The sequence below is a fragment of the Marinobacter sp. L-13 genome, assembly GCF_056857715.1.
In genome coordinates, this window is sequence record NZ_JBSXNQ010000058.1 from 27,292 (window position 1) to 46,959 (window position 19,668).

Here is a 19,668-nt window from a genome sequence, read left to right on the forward strand (position 1 = left end):
AAGGCGTCAGTCCTCCTCGGCGTCCCTCATCCGTTCCTGTCGCTCCCACTCTTCCTCTTTTGCCGCATCGATGATTTCCATCAGTTCGTCGACGTTGGCAGCGGTGTCATCGTGCTGGAAGCAGCCCGTGAGCTTGCTGTCCGGGTGCAGGTCGCCTGACTCGTAGAGCGCCCAGATCTCCTTGCCATAATCGGTGTTCAGCAGTTCCGGCGCGAAGCGTCCGAAATAGCGGCGCATATTGTCGACGTCGCGCTCCAACATGCGTTCCGCGTTGTTATTGCCGGACGCATTGACGGCCTGGGGAAGATCAATAATGACAGGACCGCGGGCATCGACCAGCACGTTGAATTCCGACAGATCCCCATGGATCAGACCGGCGCTCAACATACGGACAACCTCTCGGATGACCTGGCCGTGGAAGTCGCGGGCCTGTTCCGGGGACAGGGTGACATCATCCAGCCTGGGCGCGGCCTTGCCATCTTCATCCGCCACCAGCTCCATCAGCAGTACACCGTCCACGAAGCCCAGAGGTTCGGGAACCCGGACACCGGCGGCGGCAAGCCGGTAGAGGGCATCCACCTCGGCGTTGAGCCAGGCATCTTCCTGTTCCTTCTGGCCGTACTTTGTCTTCTTGCTCATGGCCCGGGCTCGACGACTGTTCCGGACCTTTCGTCCTTCCTGGTATTCCACCGCCTGCTTGAAACTCCGCTTTGTCGCTTCCTTGAAGACCTTGGCACAGCGCGTCTGGTCTCCGCAGCGCACAACATAAACCTGGGCTTCCTTGCCGCTCATGAGCTGGTAGAGCACTTCGTCCACCATGCCGTCATCGACAAGTGGTTGTAATCTTTTTGGTACTTTCATAAAACCTTTCAGGCTGACAGTGAGTCGGGCAGCCACGTTCGTTGATCTGGAACAAGGCCGGATTCGGGCAGGGCAGGGACAATGACTGCTACGGAGCATAGCTTACATGAAAATCTTTTTCCTGATCCTGTTGATTCTGGTGGTTGCAGTCACCGTCGCCCTCTGGTTTTGGCGTCAGTCTGACCACACCGCAGACCGGGCTGTCATTACCGGATTGGCAACGCTGCAGCCGGCTGCCCCGGAGCGCTTTGATCTTGCTCTTCTTGAGGGTTTGCCGGAGCCAGCCCAGCGGTATTTCCGTTACACCATTCAGCCTGGTACCCCGCTCTATACCGTGGCCCGTATCTCTATGAACGGAAAATTCGGTATGGGCAATCGGGAGTCGCCCGACTACGTGCACATGCAGGCCACCCAGGTGCTGGCCATGCCGGAAGGGTTTATCTGGAAAATGAGCGCCCACAGAGGCCTGCTCGGGATTTCCGGCTCGGACACTGACCAGTGGACGCGGTTCTGGCTGATGGGCCTATTCCCTGTTGCCCGGGCGGGTGGTGATGCGGATCATGCCCGTTCGGCATTCGGCCGTTATGTGGCAGAGGCGGTTTTCTGGACGCCGGCTGCCCTGCTGCCGGGGCCCGGCGTTTCCTGGAAGCTGGTCGATATAAACACGGCCAGGGTGGTTGTTCGTCATGAGGGCATGGAACAGGCAGTGGATGTTGTCGTTGCCGGCGACGGCCGGCCGCTCCAGGTGAGTTTTGACCGGTGGACCAATGCGAATGCGGAAAAAGTCCATCGCTTGCAGCCCTTTGGCGGCTACCTGTCAGAGTTTCGGGAGTTCGAAGGCTTTGTATTGCCGACCCAGGTGGAAGCCGGGAACTTCTTTGCCACGGAGGATTACTTTCCCTTTTTCATTGCCAGGGTAACGGGAATTGAATTTCCAAAGCATGACGCAACAGGGCATCCGGAATAGTGTCTCGGATGCCCTGTTATCTTTACCGAACGACTAAAACCGAAATATCGCTGTGTTTAACGATATTGGCGCCGTTCGAATGGAGAATGTGTAGCCGGTCGCCAATCCCCGGCGGATGTGAAGCCATCACTACCAGATCTGTCCCGGTTGTTTTGATCGCCTCAAGCAACTTGTCTTCAAGCTCCACGGCGGTATCAGCAGATTCAATCACCATGCTGTCGGTATTGATCCCGTGGGATTTTCCCTGCTCCTCCGCAAACACCCTCAGTTTCTCTGCGAGTTCTTTCGGGTTGTGCGCGGCCGCTCCCGGGGTGCTGTTGGTGACGGTGACGTAGCACAGGGTGGCGTTGTAATGCTTGGCAATATCAATGGAGGTATTGAGCGCCTTCACCATTTTATCGGTATGGGCGAGGTCGACCGGAACGAGGATCTTGCTGTACATAAGAGTTCTCCTTTTCCGCATGCGATACAGACTTGGGTCTGTTGTCCTGAATTCAGATTGGCAGTGCCCTGTTGGGTATGTCAAAAAAAGCCCGGTGAAGTTCACCGGGCTTTTGCGGTTGGAGAGGCCGGATTCGTTTTACAACAGGTTGTACAGGAAAACCACGGCGATACCGGCGGGCGTCAGATACCGGAGTACGAACATGAATGCCTTATAGCTGCTTCCTTGCAGACCAATATCGGCCGGCAGACCCTCACGTTTCATCGCCCATCCGGCAAACAGCGCAATGGCGAGTCCGCCGAGAGGCATCATCAGGTTGGAGACGAGGAAGTCGAGCAGGTCGAAGACCGTCTTGCCCTCGAAGAACGGAATAAAGCCAAGCGGGTGCACACTTTCCCAGACGTTGAAGGACAACACGGTACCGATACCGATAAACCAGATGGCGAGCCCGCCACCAATGGCGCTTTTCGCTCGACTCACGCCTTTGTGTTCTTCCAGCCATTCGACTACCGGTTCCAGCATGGAAATGGCCGAGGTGATGGCTGCTACCAGTAGCAGGGCGAAGAAAATGGTGCCGAACAGCGCACCACCACTCATCTGGCCAAAGGCCAGTGGCAGGGTCACGAAGATCAGGCCGGGCCCTGCCCCTGGCTCAAGGCCATTGGCAAATACCAGGGGAAAGATGGCCAGCCCCGCGAGAAGCGCAACGCTGGTGTCCACGACGGCAATGGTCATGGCGGTCCGCGCAATGTTTACGGTTTTTGGCAGGTAGGAGCCATAGGCCATCAGAACACCAATACCGATACTGAGCGTAAAGGCGGCGTGCCCCAGGGCAGTCAGAACCCCCGCCGTTGTCAGTTTGCTGAAATCCGGCGAGAACATGAAACTCACGGCCCGGCCAAAGCTGCCGCTGTTCATGGCATAGATCACCATGGCAACCAACAGCACGAACAACAGAGGCATCAGCATATTCACAGCTTTCTCAAGCCCCGAGCGAATGCCCCTGCCAACGATGAACACCACAATCACCATGAACACCGAGTGCCACATCAGCAGTTCCCAGGGGTTGGCAAGGAGCCCGCCGAACTGGCCGCCGATGGCTTCGGTATCTGCTCCGGTAAACAGCCCGGTTGCGGCCTTGCCGATATAGACCAGGGCCCAGCCGCCAATCACGGCGTAAAAAGAAAGCACCAGGAAGGATGCAATTACCCCGTTCCAGCCGATGGCTCTCCAGCCCCTGGCTGTGCCTTCACTTTTGGTCAGGGTGCGCATGGTGGCCACAGGGCTCTGACCGCCGCGCCGACCAATCATGGTTTCGGCAATCAGTACCGGCACGCCGATCAGGAAGATACAGGCCAGGTAGATCAGAACGAAGGCGCCGCCGCCGTTCTCGCCAGTAATGTACGGAAACTTCCAGATGTTCCCGAGGCCAACGGCTGAACCAGCCGCAGCCAGGATAAAGGCCATCCGTGAGGACCAGAGGTTATTGGCCTGCTGGTGTGGTTGGGTACTCTCACTCATTCTTCTCTCCGGCTAATTGTTTTTGTCGGATTGATTGGTTGTTGTCGAAAAAGTATTTACTTGCCGAGCACCTCGCGCAGGGCGGAAGCGACTTGTGGCAAGACGTGGTCGTTCAAACCGGCAACGTTTACGCGGCTGCTTTCCAGCATGTAGATGCCGTGTTCCTTCCGTAACCGGCCCACCTGCTCCGGACTGATTCCGAGGAACGAGAACATGCCTCGCTGACGGGCGATGAATTCGAAGTCGCCGAACGATGAAAGCGCGCCGGCAAAAGCGTGGCGCAGATGCAGGATGCGCTCACACATACCGTTTAGCTCCTGTTGCCACTGGGCTCGCAGGTCGTCATCGCCAAGGATGGTCTCCACTATTGAGGCGCCGTGGGCCGGTGGCATTGAGTAATGCGACCGGATGACGCTCAGCAGCTGGCTTGTGGCGGCGGCATTCACGGTTGCGGTTTCCGAAACCAGGGCGAGGGCGCCGGTGCGCTCCCGGTAGAGGCCAAAGTTCTTGGAGCACGAGGCTGCGATCAGCATTTCAGGTACCGCACTGGCCAGGTGCCTCAGACCAGCTGCATCCGCGTCCAGGCCTTCGCCAAGGCCCTGATAGGCCATGTCCACGAAGGGCAGCAGGCCTTTGCGCTGGATCAGGCTGGTCACTTCCTGCCACTGGGCTAGGCTCAGGTCCGCGCCCGAGGGGTTGTGGCAGCACCCGTGCAGCAACACCACGTCGCCCGCATCCGCCCGTTCCAGGGTTTCCAGCATGGCGCCGAAGTCTACCTGCAGGGTCTCTGGATTGAGGTACGGATATTCGCGAATAGTCAGGCCGGCGCCACCGAGCAACGGCAAGTGGTTGGCCCAGGTGGGCGTGCTGACCCAGACTTTTGTATCGGCTTTGCACAGACGCAGAAACTCGGCCGCCATACGCAGGGCGCCGCAGCCGCCCGGTGTCTGGATGACCGATACGCGACCGTCGCGGACCAGTGGGCTGTTGCTGCCCAGGATCAGCTCCGCCATGGCGCTGTTGAAGCCGGTGGAACCGGCAGGGCCCACGTAGCTCTTGGTGGTTTCGCCCTCAAGAAGGCGACGCTCGGCTTCATGCACGGCGGCCATGATAGGCGTATTGCCGGCGTCATCCTTATAGACACCGATGCCCAGATCCACTTTGTCCGGTCGATCGTCTTCACGGAAGGTCTGCATCAACTGCAGGATCGGATCCTGGGGCAGGGGCTGGAGTGCTTCAAACATGATTGGCCTCCTCGTTAGCCTGTTGGGTGCGAATCAACGTCGGGCGACCGGTATCCAGCGCCTTGATCAGTTGCGTCTGCTTTTCACGAATGCTTTCTGCCGCTTGCTCCCGCACAGGGCCGTACCCGCGGACATCGGCAGGCAACTCGGCAAGCTGCAGGAGGGTTTCGTAGTTGCTGGCGTTGAGCTCACGACCGATCCGGTCTACCAGGCTCTGATAATCCTTCAGCATGGCCCGATCCAGCTTGCGGTCGGCGGAATAGCGGAACGGATCGATTGCGGTTCCGCGCAGGCCGCGAAGTTTCGCCAGCAGCCGGAAGGCCCGGAACATCCAGGGGCCGAACCGGCGTTTTTTCGGGCGGCCCTGGGCATCGGTCTCGCCGCTGAGCAGGGGCGGGGCCAGATGGAAGTGGACTTTGAAGTCACCCTCGAAGGTTTCATTCACCTCTTTCATGAAGTCGGTTTCGGCAAACAGTCGCGCGACTTCGTATTCGTCCTTGTAGGCCATGAACCGGTACAGCTGCTGGGCTACTGCACGAGTCAGCAGCAGGTTGGTTTCACCGAGGGACTCCTCAGCCTTCCGGACCCCTGCAACTGCGTCCCGGTATTGGTCGGCCCAACGCTGGTTCTGGTAATTGACCAGGTGCTTATGCCGGGTATTGATGAGTTCGTCCAGGGTTGGTTCGGGTTTGACCTCAACCACCTGGGCATTACTGTCATCCAGCAGATCCGTGACTGCGCTCGGATCCACGGCCGCCAGCCGTCCCCAGCCGAAGGCTTCCTTGTTCCGGTCGATGGCGACGCCGTTCAGCTCAATCGCCTTCATCAAAGCCGCCTCGGACAGGGGCAGCAGGCCTTTCTGCCAGGCAAAACCGAGCATCATCACGTTGGAGAATACGGTATCGCCCATCAGCTTTTCGGCGATGCCATTGGCGTCCAGCTGATCAAAGTGATCCTCGCCCACGGCGTTCTTCAGTAGCCCAAGGCGCTTGTCGGCCTTCATATCGGCGTCGCGGAAGAGCACATAGTCGGCAGTAGGCAGTTCCGCTTCGTTGGCAACGATCCGGGTGTGGTTTGGCCGGAGAACGCTCAGGGCCTTCTGGGAAGACGCTACGACCAGATCGCAGGCGATGACCGCATCGGCCTGGCCATTGCTGATCCGTACCTGATGGAGCTTGTCCGGAGACGGTGCCATACGAACGTAGCTCAGCACCGTGCCGCCTTTCTGGGCGAAGCCCATGAAATCCAGTACAGAGGCGCCGCGCGACTCCAGGTGGGCCGCCATGGTGATCAGTTGGCCAACCGTCACCACGCCCGTACCGCCAACGCCGCCCACCAGCAGATCATAGGAGCCGGTCATTTCCGGCAATTTGGGAGCTGGAATATCAGCCAGCTTGCGGGTGAGTACGGAGCCGGTGTCAACGCCGCGGGATTTGCGCAGCTGGCCGCCTTCGATGGTCACGAAGCTTGGGCAGAAACCGTTAACGCAGGAAAAGTCCTTGTTGCAGGATGACTGGTCGATCTTCCGCTTGCGTCCCAGCTCCGTCTTGCGGGGAACCACCGAGAGGCAGTTGGACTGCACCGAGCAGTCGCCACAGCCTTCACACACGTGATGGTTGATAAAGGCCCGCTTGGCCGGATCCGGGAACTGCTTGCGCTTGCGACGGCGGCGTTTCTCGGCGGCACAGGTCTGGTCGTAGATCAGTACGGTACAGCCGGGGATATCACGCAATTCCCGCTGCACCTGGTCGAGCTCGGACCGATCGTGGAAGGTGACGTCCTTGGGAAACAGGTCATGATGGCCATCGTATTTCTCGGGCTCGTCGCTGAGAACAACAACCCGATTGACCCCTTCTGCGGCCATTTGCTGGGCAATCCTGTCGACGGTGATCTGCCCGTCGACGGGCTGACCGCCGGTCATGGCGACGGCGTCATTGAACAGAATCTTGTAGGTAATATTGATGCCGGCAGCTACCGCCTGACGGATAGCCATGGAACCGGAGTGGAAATACGTGCCTTCACCCAGGTTCTGGAACACGTGGGGGTTGCCGGTGTAGCGGCTCTTGCCAATCCAGTTGACGCCTTCGCCACCCATCTGGATGAGGGATTCGGTGTTCCGGCCCATCCAGGACGCCATGAAGTGACAGCCAATGCCGGCCAGGGCCTTGCTCCCCTCCGGGACCTTGGTGGAGGTGTTGTGTGGGCAGCCCGAGCAGAAATAGGGCATACGCTTGACGCCGCCCGGATCCTGGGCGTTGGTCATGGCACTGATTTCAGCCATGCGCTCGCTGAAGTCCACCTCGAAGAAGCGACCAAGACGGGCTGCGAGGAAGCCGGCAACCAGTTTGGGGCTCAATTCGCCAACGTACGGGATCAGCGGGCGGCCCAGCTCATCCTGTTTGCCGATAATCAGAACCTCGCCGGGACGGTCCGGCTCGGACATGTACTCCTTGATCTGGCTCTCGATAATGCCGCGCTTTTCCTCGATCACGAGGACTTCTTCCTTGCCGTGCACGAAGTCCAGGATGCCGCGGCGCTCCAGGGGCCAGACCATGCCCACCTTGTAGATATCCAGACCCATGTCCCGGGCCTTGTCTTCGTCAATACCGAGCAGATCGAGGGCTTCCAGCAGGTCAAGGTGCCCCTTGCCGGTGGTGACAATACCAAAGCGGGCTTCCTTATTGTCGAACAGGCACCGGTCAATGCGGTTGGCCCGGGCAAAGGCCTGAACGGCCGCGAGCTTGTGTTCGATGCGGGTTTCCAGCTGGGGGCCGGGCAGATCCGGCCAGCGGTAATGAAGGCCGCTTTCCGGCGCGGTGAAATCGTCCGGAGTGACAAAATCCGGTGCTGGCGGAATTTCCACAGAAGCCGCGCTTTCCACGGTTTCCGAGATGGCCTTGAAGCCGACCCAGCAGCCACTGTAGCGGGAAAGGGCATAACCCCAGAGACCGAATTCCAGGTATTCCGCGATGTTGGCCGGGTTGATGGTGGGCATGAAGAAGCTCATGAACGCCACATCGGACTGGTGGGGCATGGACGATGACACGCAGCCATGGTCGTCGCCCGCCACCACCAGCACACCGCCATGGGGGGAGGATCCGTAAGTGGTGCCATGTTTCAGGGCGTCGCCGGCTCGGTCCACGCCCGGGCCCTTGCCATACCAGAGGCCGAATACGCCCTCTACCTGACGGTCTTCATCGGTTTCTACCTGCTGGGTACCCAGCATGATCGTCGCGGCAAGATCCTCGTTGATGGCGGGAACAAAATCGATCCGGTTCTCGTCCAGCAGGTCTTTCGCCTGCCAGAGTGCCTGGTCGACCGCACCGAGGGGGGAACCACGGTAGCCACTGACCAGGCCGGCGGTATTCAGGCCTTGCTTGCGATCCAGGGCAGCCTGCATCAACGGAATTCGGACCAGGGCCTGTGTGCCGGTCAGGAACACCCGACCGGATTCCCGCAGGTAGCGGTCTTCGAGTTTGTAATCGTCGAGTTGTGGGGTATCGGCGGACATGGCGCCCTCCTTTTTGTCGATTTTATGACCAAAATTCTAGAGGTAAGTCCGCAAAAGGTGCTTGCTTATTGGAAGGAGGTTTTCAGGATTTGCGAAAGAATGTTTGATAAAAGACAATAAAGAGAAAGAACCTTTGATAAAAATCAGGTGTTACCAAATGAAACAGGTGGAGCTGGACAAGCTGGATCGGAAAATTCTATCAGCACTGCAGCAGGATGGGCGCATCAGTAACCAGTTACTGGCCGAACAGGTGGGTTTGTCACCGGCTGCTTGCTGGCGCCGGGTGCGCACACTTGAGGAAAGCGGTGTGATTCAGGGATACAGCGCAAGAGTGGATCCGGAACGCATTGGTCAGGGGCTGTGCGTGCTCGTCAATCTGTCACTGCAGCGGCACAACATCGACAGCACGGCGGAGATTGAGCAGCAGGTGAGCAGTTATCCGGAGGTGCTTCAGTGCTTTGCGGTGACCGGTAATGCCGATTTCGTGCTCAGGGTAATCGTGCCGGATATGGCCAGTTACGACAGGTTCCTGAACGAAAAAATCTTTACCCTGCAGGGCATTGCCCAGGTGAATTCGAACTTTGCGTTGCGGGAGATAAAAAATACCGAGACGATCCCGGTGGAAGGTATTCTGTAGTTTCGGCAGGTAGCAACAACGAAAAAAGGCAGCCGAAGCTGCCTTTTTCTGAACGTGTCGTCTGTTATTTACAGAGCGACAACGTTTTCCGCCTGAGGACCTTTCTGGCCCTGGGTAACGGTGAACTCGACCTGCTGGCCTTCAGCCAGAGTCTTGAAACCGCCGCCCTGAATAGCGCTGTAGTGAACAAAAACGTCCGGGCCGCTTTCGCGAGTGATAAAGCCAAAACCTTTTGCTTCGTTGAAAAACTTAACGTTGCCGGTAACTGTAGACATAGTATTCTTCCTGATTTCAATCATTTAATGTGCCGTCACGTCATCTTATTGATGGCTGATCGGCGGTATGCGGAAACAAAAAACTGGCGTGATCAAAAACAGGACGTGCTACTTATTACAGCTGAGCGGTCTTATTGATGAAATGCTTTGCTAAATCTTTCCAACGAGGCCCACTGTACTCCTGCCAGGGGGAAAAGCAAAGCTATTTCTTGTAGGCATAAACCGGGGTAGTGGAATTCACGGTTCCAAGGCTGTCCAGCCTGCGCGGCTTGGCAATGGCGAAGCCCTGGGCGTAGTCCACCTGGATCTCTTTCAGGGTGTCCATGATTTCCATGTCTTCCACATATTCGGCGATGGTCTGAAGATCCAGAAAATGACAGAGCTCGTTGATCGACCTCACCATGGCGTAGTTCGTGAGGTTGGTCGCCATGTCCTTTACAAATATGCCGTCAATTTTCACGAAGTCCACTGGCAGTTTCTGGAGGTACGCATAGGAAGACAGGCCGGTGCCGAAATCATCCAGTGCGAACCGGCAGTTCAGCCGCTTCATCTCGCGCATGAAATCCGAGGCAAAATGGAGGTTGGCGACGGCAGAGGTCTCGGTTACTTCAAAGCAGAGCTTGTGGGCCAGCTCCGGATTCGCCCTGAGATTGGATTCCAGGCCGAGCATGAAGCTGTCATCGCTCAACGACGAGCCTGACAGGTTAACGTTCAGAGTGGCAATCCTGGCGAGCGCCTCGGGATTATTACGCATCCATGTCAGCACCTCGGAAATGACCCACAAATCAACCCGCGTACTGCGTTTGAATTGTTCGGCCGCCTCGATATAGCCCTGGGGCGAGATCTCCTTACCAGCACTGTCTTTCAGGCCGAGCAAGAGTTCATACATCGTGCCTTCGCCGTCTTCCGGTTCAAGGGCAACGATGGGCTGGGCCCGAAGGTAGAGGCTGCCATCACGGATGGTCCGGTCTATTTCGGTGACCCATTGGGGGGTGCCGAGCCGGGACTGGTCCCGGTTTTCCCTGGCCAGTTCAATCCGGTTCCCGCCCAGCTTCTTGGCTGCTTTAAGCGAGAGGCTCGCAAGATTGAGAAGGTCGCCAGGTGACTGTCCCGCCCCGGTTACCGGCCGGATACTGATGCTGACGGTTGCCCGATATTCCGCCTGCCCATGCCGGAACACATGTTGCTCGAAGTTGCGCCGCAGGGACTCTGCAAAATCCAGGCAGTCTTCTGTACTGATGTTATTGATGAGCACCGCAAACTCATTGCCGCTGATCCGGCCAACGTGGGACTCCGCGAATCGGGATTCGCTCTGCTTACGGAGTGTGTCGGCGACATGCCTCAACAGGGCGTCGCCGGCGTCCGCGCCATAGGAGGCGTTGATGACACTGAACTCGTCTATATCCAGAACCATCAGGGCGGCGGCATGGTCTTCAGCAGATGACGGCAGGATGCTGATCAGCTGAGAAACCTGTTTCTCGAAGTCATGGCGGTGCATACACCCCGTCAGGGCATCGTGGGTTGCCTGAAAATTGAGCTTCCGGTAAACATCTTCAACGATGCTGAACAGGCTTTGGTCGAGGAATGGGACGTCTCCGCTCTCAACCAGCCAGGCTTTGTCTTCAGCGAGTTTCTGCACAAACTCGGGAAATCCGTAACTGACCTCGCTCATGCCTTTGGGCGAAAGAAAAACAAACCTGAGTGAATCCTCGCTGCCCCACACCAGCCGCAACCGGCGGGTCTCGCCGGTATCCAGACGAACCTCAACCCAGTCGCCTACGGAAATCTCCTTTGCCCTTGAGGCCCAACGACTGTCTTCAAGCTCCGGTGGCAGCGGGGCTGGCGCTTCATCGGCGTCACCGTACTCATCAACCCATGTGGTTTCTGCTTCCCCGTTGCCCTAGAGAATTCCGGATAGCTCGTCAATAACCGGCCTTACGCGCGAGACTTCCCCGGCGGTCTTCAGCTCCCGCTCGATGAACTGCAGCATGACGCTGCTCTCCAGCTCCCGTTCAAATGCCAGCTCTTCGGAGGTGTCGGCAGGCGAAAGCCAGGCCTGGAGCTGTGCAACCACATCAAACAGTTCCTCACAATGCCGGCTTTCCGGACCTTCTCTCAGCATGGTCAGGACGATCAACTGCTCCCAGCCCGCCTGAAGAATGCGGATCAGAATCTTCGGAACCTGTCTGTTGCTCAAGAGCGAGTTCAGCCTCTGCCTTGCCTCCTTGCGGGTAAGGCGCAGGCGCTCCTTGCCCTCCAGGGTTTTTGCCAGCCGTTCCGAGTTGCGGAGAAACGATTGGTCCTGACGCTCGACAAGCTGTTTCAGGCGTTCACCCAGGCTTCCCATCAGGTCCGGATCCGATACCTCGATCTCTGTCAGCTCCTCGACGATATCGGCAACCGTTGCTTCCAGCTTCTTGCTTGAGGCTCTCTCGGCAAGACAGATGTGCATCAGGTTATTGATGATATCCCGGGCCGGGTGGTCGCCGGCATTCAGAAAATCCGGTGTTTCAACCAGCGTTTCGAATACGGGTAGTCGAAGCTTTTGCAGTTGGTGGCGAAGCGAGCCCGAGAGTTCATCGTGGGTTTTCAGAGGCTCGAACAGTCGGTCCACCAGATTGGCCTTCTCAACGGCCGTGTGATCCAGGGAACTGGCAAGGTCGGAGTCCGAGTTGGCCAGTTCCCGAAGCAGTCCCGCCATATCGGGCTCGTCGCCGTGCAACCGGTCCAGCAGTTCCCGGCGCCGGGAGCGGAGGTTTTCCGAAAGCCTTGGATTGGGCTCCTCCCAGTCAGAAACTTCAGACGAGGGGTTTGACTCCAGGGCCATCAATTGAAAAAGGGAACGACCGACCGAAGGCGACCCGGACGCCTCGGGCCTGGCGTGATTGGTTTCCGGAGTTTCTTCGGATGAGTCTTCTGTGGCTGCCGTCGCTGAACCCGCGTCGTCCGTTGCGTGCTCCCGATCGCGGAGTGACCAGTTTGCGGGCAGCTCGGTGATATCTATGGCCTCAAGACCAGCTCGTCGGCAGTCATTGATCAGGGACCGGATGGCCGCGGGCCAGACCCGGACCAGAGCATTTTCCCAGGCGCGATAGATGGTCAGGCGGTGCTCCCGCGCAATGCCCAGATGATCGACCATATACTGCAGGCAGACGCACAGGGCCCGAGGCGTCAGAGGATTGTTGTCATCGTTGACGTCCTGTCGGAAAATCTGGTTGAGAAACTGGTTGAGCAGGAAGTTGGCCCCGGTATTTGCTTTGTTTACGCGGGTAGCGATGGCCTGCAGGTCCAGCCAGTCCTCGAACTCGTGCTGTTGCAGCAGGTGCAACTCCTTGTTGCCGGCCCGGGACTCGGCGGCGGGCTCAAGGGTTGCCTGATTGGCCTGGAACTGGGCCTGGAAATCCTGGAGCATTCGTTGCTGGCGACTCTGGAAAATGAAGCGCATGTCCTTGAGCCGGGTAATCTCACGCAGCTCTGCAGCCTCTTCCAGGTCGGCTTCAATGCCCTCGAAGGTGCCTTCCATAAATTCCGGAAGCAACTGTTCCAGAAGCCGACGGCAATGCTGGTGGTAGAGCTGTTTCAGTGAAGGATCCGGAGTCGCGGCTTCGGGCCGATTCGTTCCAGTGTGCTGTAACAAACGCTCAATGTCGTTGCTGAGTTCCTCGGTGTTCCCCGCTATGTCCAGCGAAATGCCGCTACTGCGGCCAACCTGAACCGTGCCTCTGTAATGGATATGCTGTTTTTCATGGTCATTATCGAGGAAAACATGAAGATCGGTCTGTGCAGCGGCAGACGATGACAGCTGGTCGAGTACCGCGGGCGACGAAAAGTGCTTCAGGGTGAGGCGCAGCCCTTCTTTACCCAGAGCCACGCTGTCAATGACACAGCCACAGGGAATGAGGCCGGGCGCGACGACAACCGCATCCTTGCTGAGTCTGGAGTGTTTTGCGTTGAGCCGGGTCATTGACCGCCTTCCTGAGCAGTGAAAAATGAATCGTTGTTCAATTTATTGTGGGTTCAGTTTAATTTGAACTTCAGCAAACGCAAAGTGAATCTATAAAAGCGACACATATAAGCCTGGGCGGCTCGTTTAATCCACGCCTGTATTATAGACGCTCGATGGGCTTCAGCATCAGATCCCTGTTGAGCTCATAACAGGCAAAATCCTTTGCCAGATAAAGGTTTCCCCGATAAATACTTTTGGCTTCGGATTCGATTTCACCGATGTGCGGATAGGCATCCGGGTTGAACTGGTAACGGGAACTGAAGTGGGTAAGGACGAGATTGGGAACGCCTGCGGCCTCGGCGAAGCGGGCTACCTGGGCAGCGGAGCTGTGTTGCGGCCAGGGTCCGACCCGGTCAGAGACTTCCTGGGTGTAGGTCGCTTCGTGGATGACCACCTGAACACCCGTGCACGCTGCCAGAAGCAGGTCGGGCTGGTCGTTGTCGCCGGCTACGATAACCTTGCGAGGTTTTCTGGCAATTCGGGTGTAATCATCACAACGGGCGAGGCGCCCATCTTCCAGTACCACGTCGTCGCCCTGTTGCAGGCGGCCCCAGGCGGGACCGGCCTCAATACCATCCGCTTCGAGCCTGTCCCGGACCAGCTGGCGTTCCAGATTCTTTTCCGTGAACACAAAGGCCCTGCAGGAGACACGATGGGACAGGGGGACTGCAGTTACCGACAGGGAGTCGTCTTCCCAGTGGAAGTTCTCTGCTTCGGAATCGACAAATCTCAATTCAAAACTCAGGCTGGAGTCACTATTAACGATGGCGGCCTCTATGAAGGTTTTTACCGGTCTTGGCGCAACAAGGTACAAAGGAGCGGTGCGGCCGAGCATGGAGGCGCTGGTCAGCAGTCCCGGCAGCCCGAACGTATGGTCGCCATGGATGTGGGTGATAAATATGGCCTGCAATTGCATCACGGAATGATGGGTTCTCAGCAACTGGTGCTGGGTGCCTTCACCGCAGTCAATCAGGTACCAGTGTTTTGGTCCGCCGTGGCTCAGCGCCAGACCGGTTACGTTGCGCGATTTTGTCGGCGTTCCGGCTGACGTGCCGAGGAAGGTGAATTCCATACCAGGCCTTTTCGGGTTAACGTGTCGTGTCTCTGTTCGCCATAATACGAAGGTAGCAGAATTGACGATACATTAGCCGGGGCGACCGCTAATGAGCCGGTTAGCGACATTTATATAAGGAGTGCTGTCTTGTCTGAGTTGTCCAGTTACGAGAGTTTTTCGATTGAGGTTAAAGACCACATCGCCCACGTTCAGTTCAGTCGTCCGGAGGCCCTGAACACCATGAACAAGGCGTTCTGGCTCGAGTTGCCCCGGTGCATGCAGGATATTGAGGCCAACACCGATGCCCGCGTTATCGTCATTTCCTCCACCGGCAAACACTTCTCTGCGGGCATGGATCTGGGTGTATTCAGTGATCCCAAAGCCGTGCCCATGAACGGTGACCCCGGGCGCATGGCGGAAAACCTTCGCAGGGTTGTGCTGCAGTTGCAGGATACTCTCACCTCTCTGGAAAAAATCCGGCTTCCCGTGCTGGCAGCCATCCACGGTGGCTGTATCGGTGGCGCGCTGGATCTGGTGTGTGCCGCCGATAGCCGTTATTGCACGGAAGATGCCTACTTCACCATCAAGGAAACCGAGCTGGGCATGACCGCCGACGTCGGCACGCTCCAGCGCCTGCCCAAACTGATGCCCGAGGGCGTGGTTCGTGAATTGGCCTACACCGGCCGAAAATTCTCCGCCACTGAAGCGCAGAATCTGGGCTTCGTGAACGCCGTTTACGCCGACCAGGAATCCATGCTGGCAGGCGTTATGGCCATTGCCGGCCAGATTGCGGCGAACTCTCCTCTGGCCGTCACTGGCTGCAAGGAAATGCTCAATTACAGTCGCGACCACAGTGTGGAAGACAGCCTCAAGTATATGGCCACCTGGCAGGCCGGCATGTTCCGCCCGACGGACATGATGAAATCGTTCCAGGCCAAAGCCCAGAAGCAGGCGCCAAAATACGATGCGCTGTTTCCAGTGAAGCCCTTGTTCGACCAGTAAATGGCGTTGGGTAAACGACGAAACTCGGGTATGTCCTCCAATGCCGCTCTGTTATTCCAGGGCGCCATTGGCGTTATCGGATTAGTGGCGATACTGCTATTCGGAATTCCGGTGCTGCATGTTGGGCCAGGCCTGTGGCCCAGCATCTTCCTGGGGGCGGTTGGAGCCGCTCTTACCTACGCCGTTTTGCTGTTGCTTACGCGGGTGCCCGGCTTGTTCCCGGAAAACCTTGAGCGGCAGATGCAAGGTTTGTATGACTTTGCCTCCAGCTACTCCCCGGCTGTACTCATTCTGCTATCCCTCCTGGCCGGAGTCGGTGAGGAACTGTTATTCCGGGGCGCAATCCAGGGCTGGCTGATCACAAAGACGGACCCTGTAACGGCCGTGCTTGCGGCATCGGTGTTGTTCGGGCTGGTGCACTACGTTTCATTTACCTATTTTCTGGTGGCTACCGGCCTTGGCATGGTTCTGGGGGCGGCCTACCTGTTATCCGAAAGCCTTGCTCTGGTCATGGTCTGGCACGCCCTTTACGACATGATTGCCCTGTTTTGTCTGCTCCGGTTTCCGCGCTGGTTTGGTGTCCGGGTCGTGAATTCCGGCGCAAACAGGCCTCACGAATAGTCGACATCTTCCCGGCCGGCACTCTTGCGGGCCTCAAAGCTGGCCAGCTCGACATTGATGGCATTGGTTGAGATCTGGATTTCGTACAGCGAGTACAGCAGCGAGAAAGACAGCAGTACCAGGCTGGCGCCAAACGCGATCACCCCTGGCAGATCGGCACCCAGGAAAAGCAGGAACATGGAAACCGTACACAGGAAGAAACTGAGTACGCCGAACGCCTGCATGCGTTTGGTCAGCACAATCCGTTTGCGCAGCATGCCGATCTGTCGGGCAATCAGGGCGTGGTCTTCCTCGGTGTCCATCTGCTTGAGTTGGCGGATCAGCTGCGCCAACACCAGAAACCGGTTGGTGAAGGCCAGCAACAGCAGTGAAATCGCCGGGAAGAGCAGGGCAGGCGTTGTCAGGTCCAATCTGTTGTCCTTATGGTGAAGGTGTGTGGGCTATGGTCTACCAGCTCCCGGAGCGCAGCCGCTGGATCGTTTTAACCGGCCGATTGTAAATGTACACCCAGGCAGACCCGTGGCGAGTGTCCATGGTCTGGCGGATATACAGGCTGCTTTGCGGGCGTTCAGGAAAGAAGTCTTCCAGTTCGTCCAGTGTTTTCAGCATCGTATCGGTAACCGCATAGACTTCCACGCGGACGCCCGGGGAAGGTTCCTCTATGGCACCCGGGTAGGGGCCCAGGTGATACAGGCTCAGTTCGGGCATCCAGTCTGTCCCGACAAAACGGGCGCCTCGCAGAATATGGCTGTTGTTCCGGCCACGTTTCAACGTGCCGTAAACCGCCACAAGGTGCTTCATTCTGATCGTTGCTCCCCCTGTTTACATGTTTGGATTCAACGTGGCCGCAGACCGCAAGGCGTTGGTCAGGCGGTCCATCACGCCGCCGCCATGGCGCCAGAAGTGCCAGTATAGCTGCACTTCCAGGGTTTGTTCAGGCGCGATGCTCACCAGGCGCTCGGCAGATATTTCCGGGCGGGCCTGCATTTCCGGAATCATGCCATACCCCATGCCGGCCAGCGCCAGTTTCACAAAACCTTCCGAGGATGGGCAAAGGTGGTGAGGGAAGGTGCCGTGATACCCGCACTGGGCCAGGAACCGGTGTTGCAGCTGGTCATTCGGCCCGAAAACAATGGCCGGGGCATTCTTCAGGCTGGTTTCGCTCAGGCCTTTCCCGAAGTATCGGTGCACATAGTCCGGAGTTGCCAGTGGCATGTAGGTCATGGTGCCAATGGGCACGCAGCGGGCACCGGCAACAGGCTGGGGGCTACTGCACAGGCAGGCAGCCACATCCCCTTCGCGCATCCTGCGAAGGCCAATGTCCTGGTCCTCGACCACAAGATCCAGCAGCAGGGTCTCCTCCGCGCAGAAGTTGCCTACCGCGGCCGCCCACCAGGTGGCGAGGCTGTCGGCATTCAGCGCGATGCGCAGTCTCGCTGTGGGTTCCGAGAGTGCCGGGATGGACTTGGTCAGGTCGCGCTCCAGCAATTGCACCTGCTGAACGTGGTTGAGCAGACGCTGTCCGGCCGGTGTGGCCTTGAGTGCCGGGCTTCGCACCAGAACCGGCTGTCCGAGCCGGATTTCAAGGGTGCGAATTCGCTGCGAAATGGCCGACTGGCTCAGCCCGAGCGCCAGGCCGGCACGTTCGAATCCTCCGCACTCAATGACCGTCGCCAGGGCTTCAAGCAATTTGTAGTCAATCATAAGTAAAACTGATGCAGCATTATGAGTATGAATTTCAAGTATAGCTGGGAAGCGGTAACCTTGCGCCATTCATTAAGGAGAGATTCACGTGCTTGAGAGTTACCTGACCGGTCTGATTGTGTGTGGCGGCATTATCGTGGCGATTGGTGCGCAGAACGCCTACCTGCTGAGCCAGGCAATACGCCGGGAACATCATTGGTGGTCAGCCGGGTTGTGCATAGTGGCCGATATCACCCTGTTTACCCTGGGCATGTTCGGCATCAGTGCTGCCCTGATGGCCATGCCAGAGGCCCTGGAGATTCTCCGGTGGCTGGGTGTGGCCTTCCTTGGCTGGCTTGCGATTCAGTCCTTCGTTCGCGCCAGCCGCGGCAGAGCGGTTCTTGAAGCGGGTGAGGTAACCAAACGAAGCCTCAAAGCCGTGGTGTTCACGACCCTGGCAGTCACTCTGCTCAACCCTCAGGTTTATCTGGATACGCTGCTGTTGATTCCTGCCATCGGAGCCCAGCAAGAGGACGCGACCACCTTTGTGGCCGGTGCGAGCAGTGCCTCGATTCTCTGGTTCGGCCTGCTTGCCTGGGGCGGCTCGGCGCTGGCGTCCATTCTCTCCCGGCCGCTGGCCTGGCGGATTATTGATGGTGTCATTGGAATCATGATGGCCGCTATCGCCCTGCATCTCACGTTCAGTGGTCTTTAATATTCAAACGATCGTATGAATTTCTTGCATCGGCGCGCGTCGGGTTGGAAGATAGCGTGCTACTGAATTTGCAGTCATTTATACCATCGAGGATGTTTGATGAACGCCACTCTACGTCGCTGGCTTGCCAGTGCCGGGGCCATGCGCCGTGTTCTTTCCACGTTTGCTCCCTATATCGGTGCTGGAATCCGGGTGACCCACATTGCTGAGGATTTCAGCTCGGCCCGGGTGGAGATGGGCCAGCACTGGTACAACACCAATTACGTGGGCACGCACTTTGGCGGTTCGCTCTACAGCATGGTTGATCCCATGTACATGCTGCTGCTGATGCGACGGCTGGGCAATGAATACATCGTGTGGGATAAATCGGCGAGTATTGATTTTATCCGTCCCGGCAAGGGCAAGGTGATGGCACGCTTTGAATTGACCGATGAGCGTGTTGAAGAGATCCGCGCCGCAACGGCAAACGGAGACAAAATGCTGCCAGAGTGGGACGTGGATATTGTTGATGAATCCGGTGAGCTCGTCGCGCGCGTCCTCAAAGTACTAAAGTACTCTATGTGCGCCGGAAAAAGCGTTGAAGCGGGCTATTCAGCTTGGCTCAGTCAAAGCGTCTCGCTTCGGTCAGGCGGCCTTTCCAGTAGTAGCCGCTGATCGAGGACTGGATTACGCCGGCCGATGTTGATGCGTGGATAAAGCGGTCCCCGCCCATATAGATACCGGCGTGTTGTTCCTTTCCGCCAATCCGGAAGAACACCACATCGCCCGGTCGAATCTCGCCGGGATGAACCACGTCACCACTGGCAAGCATTTGGGTCGTTGTCCTGGGCAATTGTTTGCCCAGACCTTCCTGGTAGGCGGTAAGAATGAATCCTGAGCAATCGAAGCCATTGCCGGAGGTGCCACCGTATTCATAGGGGGTGCCCCGGTAACGCTCGAACACCTGCCAGAGTTTTTGGGCCTTTTCCGAACTGGATGCCTCGACAGGAACGGTCTGTAGTCCAGGCGTAGAACCCGGCTGCAGCTTTCCGCTACTGGCGCAACCGCCGAGCGCAAGCGCCACGAATGCCAGAAATAAGATGTTTCTGAAGGAATAACGCATCTCAGACCCTGTGCAAGTTTTCACTGT

19 protein-coding genes and 1 pseudogene are annotated in these 19,668 nt (G+C 57.7%); 6 read left to right on the top strand and 14 right to left on the bottom strand.

The annotated features are described in order from the left end of the window. Positions 1-6: 6 nt before the first annotated feature. A complete protein-coding gene (locus AC13DD_RS13055; RefSeq protein WP_053114677.1) occupies positions 7-861 on the bottom strand; it encodes a PA4780 family RIO1-like protein kinase in 855 nt (284 codons plus the stop codon). Positions 862-967: 106 nt separating this feature from the next. On the opposite strand from AC13DD_RS13055, the gene AC13DD_RS13060 reads away from it, so the two are divergent. Further along, the gene (locus AC13DD_RS13060) at positions 968-1,828 is read left to right on the top strand and encodes a DUF6544 family protein (RefSeq protein WP_092030217.1); all 861 of its coding nucleotides are present in this window, start codon (positions 968-970) and stop codon (positions 1,826-1,828) included. A gap of 22 nt (positions 1,829-1,850) precedes the next feature. Here the strand turns inward: AC13DD_RS13060 and AC13DD_RS13065 are convergent, their stop codons facing one another. The 4 genes from AC13DD_RS13065 to AC13DD_RS13080 all read right to left on the bottom strand — a co-directional run bounded on the left by AC13DD_RS13065 (position 1,851) and on the right by AC13DD_RS13080 (position 8,546). Next, a complete protein-coding gene (locus tag AC13DD_RS13065) occupies positions 1,851-2,270 on the bottom strand; it encodes a universal stress protein (RefSeq protein ID WP_104270206.1) in 420 nt (139 codons plus the stop codon). Positions 2,271-2,408: 138 nt separating this feature from the next. Then, a complete protein-coding gene (locus AC13DD_RS13070) occupies positions 2,409-3,791 on the bottom strand; it encodes a sodium-dependent transporter (protein WP_104270207.1) in 1,383 nt (460 codons plus the stop codon). A 56-nt stretch (positions 3,792-3,847) separates the two neighbouring features. Continuing rightward, the gene (locus AC13DD_RS13075) at positions 3,848-5,035 is read right to left on the bottom strand and encodes an amino acid aminotransferase (RefSeq protein ID WP_104270208.1); all 1,188 of its coding nucleotides are present in this window, start codon (positions 5,033-5,035) and stop codon (positions 3,848-3,850) included. Further along, positions 5,028-8,546, bottom strand: a complete 3,519-nt coding sequence (locus AC13DD_RS13080) for an indolepyruvate ferredoxin oxidoreductase family protein (RefSeq protein WP_104270209.1) — start codon at positions 8,544-8,546, stop codon at positions 5,028-5,030. Before AC13DD_RS13080 ends, AC13DD_RS13075 begins: the two co-directional genes overlap by 8 nt. Before the next feature lie 157 nt (positions 8,547-8,703). Between AC13DD_RS13080 and AC13DD_RS13085 the strand changes: the two genes are divergently transcribed. Beyond that, positions 8,704-9,183 carry an Lrp/AsnC family transcriptional regulator gene (locus tag AC13DD_RS13085; RefSeq protein WP_104270210.1) on the top strand — a complete coding sequence of 160 codons (480 nt, stop codon included), beginning with the start codon at positions 8,704-8,706 and terminating at the stop codon, positions 9,181-9,183. A gap of 68 nt (positions 9,184-9,251) precedes the next feature. Here AC13DD_RS13085 and AC13DD_RS13090 read toward each other — a convergent pair whose 3' ends face one another. The 5 genes and pseudogenes from AC13DD_RS13090 to AC13DD_RS13110 form a co-directional block, all read right to left on the bottom strand. Beyond that, on the bottom strand, positions 9,252-9,458 hold the full coding sequence (locus tag AC13DD_RS13090) for a cold-shock protein (RefSeq protein WP_008176018.1): 207 nt from the start codon (positions 9,456-9,458) through the stop codon (positions 9,252-9,254). Between the two features lie 202 nt (positions 9,459-9,660). Continuing rightward, on the bottom strand, positions 9,661-11,028 hold the full coding sequence (locus AC13DD_RS13095) for an EAL domain-containing protein (protein ID WP_482931272.1): 1,368 nt from the start codon (positions 11,026-11,028) through the stop codon (positions 9,661-9,663). Then, positions 11,023-11,298, bottom strand: a pseudogene (locus tag AC13DD_RS13100) (DUF1631 family protein); the annotation flags it as partial. The gene AC13DD_RS13095 and the pseudogene AC13DD_RS13100, both read right to left, overlap by 6 nt. Before the next feature lie 60 nt (positions 11,299-11,358). Beyond that, positions 11,359-13,422 carry a DUF1631 family protein gene (locus AC13DD_RS13105; RefSeq protein WP_482931257.1) on the bottom strand — a complete coding sequence of 688 codons (2,064 nt, stop codon included), beginning with the start codon at positions 13,420-13,422 and terminating at the stop codon, positions 11,359-11,361. Between the two features lie 142 nt (positions 13,423-13,564). Continuing rightward, entirely contained in the window at positions 13,565-14,536 is a 972-nt protein-coding gene (locus tag AC13DD_RS13110) for a ribonuclease Z (protein ID WP_339621030.1), read from the bottom strand. Between the two features lie 138 nt (positions 14,537-14,674). Between AC13DD_RS13110 and AC13DD_RS13115 the strand changes: the two genes are divergently transcribed. Continuing rightward, entirely contained in the window at positions 14,675-15,520 is an 846-nt protein-coding gene (locus AC13DD_RS13115; RefSeq protein ID WP_227507898.1) for a crotonase/enoyl-CoA hydratase family protein, read from the top strand. 30 nt (positions 15,521-15,550) lie between these two features. Beyond that, complete coding sequence (locus AC13DD_RS13120; protein ID WP_482931258.1) at positions 15,551-16,141, top strand: CPBP family intramembrane glutamic endopeptidase; 591 nt, start codon at positions 15,551-15,553, stop codon at positions 16,139-16,141. Here AC13DD_RS13120 and AC13DD_RS13125 read toward each other — a convergent pair. Genes AC13DD_RS13125 through AC13DD_RS13135 form a run of 3 tightly spaced genes read right to left on the bottom strand, consistent with a single transcriptional unit; the run spans position 16,132 to position 17,845 of the window. Then, positions 16,132-16,551: a DUF2721 domain-containing protein gene (locus tag AC13DD_RS13125; protein WP_008176008.1), complete on the bottom strand. Its 420-nt coding sequence runs from the start codon at positions 16,549-16,551 to the stop codon at positions 16,132-16,134. The genes AC13DD_RS13120 and AC13DD_RS13125 overlap by 10 nt on opposite strands. Before the next feature lie 37 nt (positions 16,552-16,588). Further along, on the bottom strand, positions 16,589-16,942 hold the full coding sequence (locus AC13DD_RS13130) for a gamma-glutamylcyclotransferase family protein (RefSeq protein WP_008176007.1): 354 nt from the start codon (positions 16,940-16,942) through the stop codon (positions 16,589-16,591). Positions 16,943-16,963: 21 nt separating this feature from the next. Further along, entirely contained in the window at positions 16,964-17,845 is an 882-nt protein-coding gene (locus tag AC13DD_RS13135; RefSeq protein ID WP_482931259.1) for a LysR family transcriptional regulator ArgP, read from the bottom strand. Positions 17,846-17,933: 88 nt separating this feature from the next. On the opposite strand from AC13DD_RS13135, the gene AC13DD_RS13140 reads away from it, so the two are divergent. Both AC13DD_RS13140 and AC13DD_RS13145 read left to right on the top strand, forming a co-directional pair. Continuing rightward, a complete protein-coding gene (locus AC13DD_RS13140) occupies positions 17,934-18,539 on the top strand; it encodes a LysE/ArgO family amino acid transporter (RefSeq protein WP_104270215.1) in 606 nt (201 codons plus the stop codon). A 99-nt stretch (positions 18,540-18,638) separates the two neighbouring features. Then, positions 18,639-19,193, top strand: coding sequence for a DUF4442 domain-containing protein (locus AC13DD_RS13145; RefSeq protein WP_104270216.1), 555 nt, complete (start codon positions 18,639-18,641; stop codon positions 19,191-19,193). Here AC13DD_RS13145 and AC13DD_RS13150 read toward each other — a convergent pair. Beyond that, the gene (locus AC13DD_RS13150; RefSeq protein WP_008176003.1) at positions 19,141-19,641 is read right to left on the bottom strand and encodes a C40 family peptidase; all 501 of its coding nucleotides are present in this window, start codon (positions 19,639-19,641) and stop codon (positions 19,141-19,143) included. The two genes, AC13DD_RS13145 and AC13DD_RS13150, sit on opposite strands and share 53 nt — an antisense overlap. Positions 19,642-19,668 lie beyond the last annotated feature (27 nt).